The 5,663-nt window shown below is 56.4% G+C and carries 4 protein-coding genes; all 4 read left to right on the top strand.

The genetic code is table 11. The features are described from left to right. Positions 1-215: 215 nt before the first annotated feature. The gene (locus tag C4885_RS15170; protein ID WP_114001139.1) at positions 216-1,544 is read left to right on the top strand and encodes a GH1 family beta-glucosidase; all 1,329 of its coding nucleotides are present in this window, start codon (positions 216-218) and stop codon (positions 1,542-1,544) included. Between the two features lie 162 nt (positions 1,545-1,706). Continuing rightward, positions 1,707-2,477: a ThiF family adenylyltransferase gene (locus tag C4885_RS15165; protein WP_114001138.1), complete on the top strand. Its 771-nt coding sequence runs from the start codon at positions 1,707-1,709 to the stop codon at positions 2,475-2,477. 475 nt (positions 2,478-2,952) lie between these two features. Further along, on the top strand, positions 2,953-3,957 hold the full coding sequence (locus C4885_RS15160) for a LacI family DNA-binding transcriptional regulator (protein WP_114001137.1): 1,005 nt from the start codon (positions 2,953-2,955) through the stop codon (positions 3,955-3,957). A 305-nt stretch (positions 3,958-4,262) separates the two neighbouring features. Continuing rightward, entirely contained in the window at positions 4,263-5,579 is a 1,317-nt protein-coding gene (locus tag C4885_RS15155; RefSeq protein WP_242979618.1) for an extracellular solute-binding protein, read from the top strand. The last annotated feature ends 84 nt before the right edge of the window (positions 5,580-5,663 follow it).

The raw sequence follows: 5,663 nt of genomic DNA, 5'->3' as shown, positions 1-5,663 counted from the left end.
TTATCTGCGCTTTTGGCTTGGCATCTGCCGCACCTCGCTCGCCGTATCGGCACTTAGAATTATGCGGTATTGCCCTAAATACAATTTCTAATGCGGTTTTCGCGATTTCTGATTTTTCTATGAATTTTTGACTTCTTGATGCTTTTACTTTTTCAGATACAACCTAGGATACACAAAATAGATTGATAAAATATGTCAGCCACAGAGGTGACAAAATGGAATTCCCGAAAGACTTTTTGTGGGGTGCGGCATCGGCAGCGGCACAGGTGGAAGGCGCCTGGAATGAGGATGGCCGCGGGCCGAGCATCTGGGATGTGCTGTACCCCGGCCACACCAAATATAACGAGGGCCCTCTGCAGGCGTGCGACCACTACCACCGCTACCGTGAAGATGTGGCCCTGATGAAAAAGATGGGGCTGAAAAGCTACCGCTTCTCGGTCAGCTGGTCCCGCATCCTGCCCGATGGCACGGAAAAAATCAACCAGAAAGGCATTGAGTTCTATCAAAGCCTTGTGCGGGAGCTGAAAGCCGCGGGCATTGAGCCGATGGTAACGCTGTACCATTGGGATTTGCCGTATGCGCTGTATCTGCAGGGCGGATGGAAGAACCCGCAGATCCCGGATTGGTTTGCGGCATATACCAAAATTGTGGTGGAAGCCCTGTCTGACCAGGTACAGTATTGGATGACCCTGAACGAGCCGCAGTGCTTTGTGGGCATCGGCCATCTGCAGGGGCGGCATGCGCCGTTCCTTGATGAACCGGCCAGCCTGCGCCCCGTGACCCGCCATGTACTTTTGGCCCATGCCAAAGCGGTACAGACCATCCGCCAGTATGCAAAGCTGCCGCCTAAGGTGGGGTATGCTCCCACCGGACCGGTGTTTTCACCCTGCGGGGACGAAAGCGAAGCCGCCATCGCCGAAGCTTACCGCCGGACGATGGAGGTGGAAGGCTGCTATTCCATCAGCTGGTGGTGCGACCCCGTTCTGCTGGGCAGGGTGCCGGAGCCGATGGCCAAAGCCCTGGGGGCGGATGTGTTCACCCCGCAGGAACTGGAGCTGCTGCACCAGCCGCTGGATTACCTGGGCTTTAACGTCTACAATGCCTGCGCGGCCCAGCAGCCGGGCAGCGAGTATACCGCCAACACCTGGCAGGGCAGCCCGCGCACTGCGATGGAATGGCCCATCACGCCGGATTGCATCTATTGGGCCATCCGCTTTTTGAACCAGCGGTATGGTCGGCCCATCCTGATTACCGAGAACGGCATGGCCAACACAGATTTTGTGATGCTGGACGGTAAAGTGCACGACCCGCAGCGCATTGATTATGTGCACCGCCACCTGCTGGCCGCCCGCCGCGCCTTGCAGGAGGGCTACCCGCTGATCGGTTATACCTACTGGTCGATCATGGATAACTATGAGTGGGCCGAAGGCTACAGCAAGCGCTTTGGGCTGATTTATGTGGACTACCGCACCATGGAACGCATCCCCAAGGATTCCGCTGCGTGGTACGCCCATGTGATCGCCACAAACGGCAGCGAGCTGTAAAATGCAAAACATATGTCAGGGGGAAGCTCTGCGCAGGGCTTCCCCTTGACTTTTTGTATGCTGCGCTTTATAATTTGAAAAGACTACCGATTTGATAGGTTGGGCGGGCGCGAACCCGCCCATTTGTTTGTTAATTTACAAAACCGTGGGGGAGCAGGCAGTATGCTGAATCAGTTTTCAAGAACGCAGTTGTTGTTTGGCAAGGAGGCAATGGAGCGTCTGTACAACGCCCGTGTGGCCGTGTTTGGCGTTGGCGGTGTTGGAGGCTATACGGTGGAAGCACTGGCACGCAGCGGCATTGGCACGCTGGACCTGATTGATGACGACAAGGTCTGCCTGACCAACCTGAACCGCCAGATCCTGGCCACCCACAAAACGGTGGGCAAATACAAGGTGGATGTGGCGGAAGAGCGCATCCATGATATCAACCCGGACGCCGTGGTGAACACCTACAAGACGTTCTACATGCCAGACACCGCCGACCAGTTCGATTTCAGCCAGTACGACTATGTGGTCGATGCCATCGACACGGTAAAGGGCAAGCTGGAACTGGTCATGCAGGCGCAGGCAACGGGCACGCCCATCATCAGCTGCATGGGCGCGGGCAACAAGCTGGATGCTTCCGCCCTGGAAGTTGCGGATATTTACGATACCTCCGTCTGCCCGCTGGCCCGCGTAATGCGCGCCGAGCTGCGCAAGCGCGGGGTCAAGCACCTGAAGGTGGTATACTCCAAAGAGCCTGCACTGACCCCCATTGATGATATGACCATCAGCTGCCGCACCCATTGCATCTGCCCGCCCGACACGGCCCGCAAATGTACCCAGCGCCGCCAGGTTCCCGGCAGCAACGCCTTTGTGCCCGCCGCCGCGGGGTTGATCATTGCGGGTGAGGTTGTGCGCGACATTGCCAACGGCGAACCGCAGAAAAAATAAGGACAACACCGCATAATTCTAAGTGCCGATACGGCGAGCGAGGTGCGGCAGATGCCGTGCCGCAGCTGCCGGAGCGGTGCTTAAGCCGCAAGGCGGGAATTGTGCGGTGTTGCCATAAGCAGCACAACACCTATCGAAAACGTCAGGGAAACAAAGATGCTCCGTAAGGGCGAACAGCGTTCGCCCACGGAGGTTTGCCATGTGCATGACATAAATGTGCGTTGCTATGTCAAGGCGGCGGGCGCACAATGTGCGCCCCTATGCTCCCAACAGAATTTTTAATACACGAAAAATTTCGGGAGAGATTCCGGGCAGCGGCCATCCGCCTATGCTTGGAACGGCTGTACTGCGCGGCAAGCCTGCCAAATCTGGCAGGCTTTTTTTGTGCTGTTTGCAGATTGACAAATGTACAACAAACACATATGCTGTTATTGGTGCGCAACGCATGCGCAACATGGGAAAAGGAGGGTGCTGAATGGCAGGTAAGCGTGATGAAGTGACCATCGCGGAAGTGGCGGAGGCATTGAATATATCAAAAACAACGGTATCCCGCGCAATATCCGGCAAGGGCCGCGTGAGCGAGGCTACCCGCGCGCGTGTGTTCGATTATATCGGCAAGGGACGCCAGGATGCCGCTGCGCCGCTGCGCACTGCGCAGCAGGGCCCAACCAACAACCTTGCGCTGGTGATCCCCAAGCATTTTATGCGGCTGGACTTGCCGTTCCTGCGCAAGTGCATGGGCGGTGTGTGGAACATGGCGGCCCAGCGCGGGTATGACCTGCTGCTGTGCTATGCGGGAGAAACCGATGTAGGCCAGCTGGAACGCCAGCTGGAATCCCACAAGGTGGATGGCGTGATTTTGTCCCGTACGATGCTGCACGATGAATGTGTGCAGACTTTGCAGCGCCACAACGTGCCTTTTGTGGCCATTGGCCGCGTGGATGACGATAAGGTACCCCAGGTGGATAACGACCAGGTAGGAGCGACCGCCGAGATGACCCGCCTGCTGCTGCAGCTGGGCATGCGCCGCATTGCCTATATGGGCGGCTGCACCAACTATACCGTCAACGAGGACCGGCTGCGCGGCTACCTGCGCGGATTTTCCGACTGTGGGGTGCAGGTGGACCAGAAATTGATTTGGACTGGCATTGAAACCAGCGAACAGCGGATCGATGCATTGGAAGGTGCGCTGGAGCAAAAGCCCGAATGCCTGCTCTGCGCGGACGACAGCATGGCGGCCGCGGTGCTGCAGGAGCTGCGTGCCCGGCACATCAAGGTACCGGAACAGGTGAAACTGGCCAGCTTTTATGATAGTGAGCTGCTGACCAGCTCAACCCCGCAGATCTCGGCCGCTCAGTTTGACGGCGAGCGCCTGGGCGCCACGGCATGCCGGATGCTGCTGGATATTTTGGCGGGCAAGCAAATCGCATTGCGCCAGATGCAGGGATATCAGGTGATTTTGCGCGAGTCCACAAAATAGACAATATTACCAATATTGTAAAATATGATGATTGATACAGCCTTTCCTGCGCACACAGCATGTGCACCGGGAAAGGCTGATTGTTGTTAAAAAGCCTGTACTAAAGTTGCGCATACAAAATTCGACATTGTTACAAAAGTGTAACAAGCTGTGAAAAATGCACAAGAAAACGTGGTAAAACATGTTAGTTATGAACATTGACACTGAAAATAGAATTGTGTATCCTTAAGTTGTGAAACAAAGTTGCGCAACAATGATGCGCAACCTTGAAAAGCTTGTGATATAGCAGATGAAGGAGAATGATTATGAAAAAGCAACTCGCACTTGCAACAGCTGCCTTGATGGCACTGTCCCTGGCAGCATGCGGCAGCACCGCAACTGCCTCTTCCGCTGCAGAGTCCACCAGCACTGCAGCTTCCAGCGAAGCCGCCTCCACCGACAGCACCGCAGCTGACGATGGTGACGTTCTGCAGCAGGCTGCAGCCGCTGCTTTCGCCAATGACGTTACCCTGACCATGTGGGGCGCCGAGGAAGACCAGGAACTGCTGCGCACCATCGCTGATAACTTTATCAAAGAATACGGCAATTACGGCGGCAAGATCACCATCAACCTGGGCGCTCAGTCCGAAAAGGAGGCTAAGGATACCGTCCTGACCGACCCCACCGCCGCTGCTGACGTTTACGCATTTGCTGATGACCAGCTGAACGAGCTGGTTCAGGCAGGCGCCCTGCAGGAAGTTCAGCTGAACGCTGACGATATCAAGAGCCGCAACACGGCAGCTTCTGTTGACGCTGCAACCCTGAACGGCAAGCTGTATGCTTACCCCCTGACCGCTGATAACGGCTACTTCATGTTCTATGATAAGTCCTTCTTCACCGAGGATGACGTCAAGAGCCTTGACACGATGATGGAGAAGGCAGCCGCCGCAGGCAAGAAAGTCTCGATGGACGTTGCTAACGGCTGGTACCTGTACAGCTTCTATGCTGGCGCTGGCCTGAACCTGAGCCTGGCTGATGACGGCGTGAACACCGTCTGCAACTGGAACGAAGCTCCGGGCGCTGACGTTACCCAGGCTGTCATCGATATCTGCAAGAACCCCGGCTTCCTCGCCCTGAAGGATGAAGAGTTCACCGGCAAGCTGAAGGACGGCACCCTGGTTGCTGGCGTTAACGGCACCTGGCGTGCAAACGACGCTGCTGAAGTTTGGGGCGATAATTACGCTGCCTGCAAGCTGCCTACCTACACCCTGAACGGCGAGCAGGTCCAGATGGCTTCCTTCTCCGGCTTCAAATTGATCGGCGTCAACCCCCACAGCGCTAACGTTGGTGCTGCCATGCTGCTGGCTGATTACGTTACCAACGAAGAGAACGAGACCCTCCGCTTCCAGCAGCGTGCACAGGGCCCCTCCAACACCAATGCTCTGGCAGCCGCTTCTTCTCCGGCTCTGACCGCTGTTGTTGCTCAGTCTGAGTACGCTAACCTGCAGCGCGTCGGCGGCAACTACTGGGCTTCTGCTGAAACCCTCGGCCAGATCTGTGTCAACGGCAACCCCGATGGCAAGGATCCCCAGACCCTGATTGAAGATGCTGTTGCTGGCATCACCGCACCGGTTACCCAGTAATTGTTAAGGCAACACCGCACAATTCCCGCCTGACGGCTTAAGCACCGCTCCGGCGGCTGCGGCACGGCATCTGCGTTGCCAAAA

The organism is Subdoligranulum sp. APC924/74 (assembly GCF_003324125.1).
Taxonomy (GTDB): domain Bacteria; phylum Bacillota; class Clostridia; order Oscillospirales; family Ruminococcaceae; genus Gemmiger; species Gemmiger qucibialis.
This window is presented reverse-complemented; position numbering and strand designations above follow the sequence as displayed.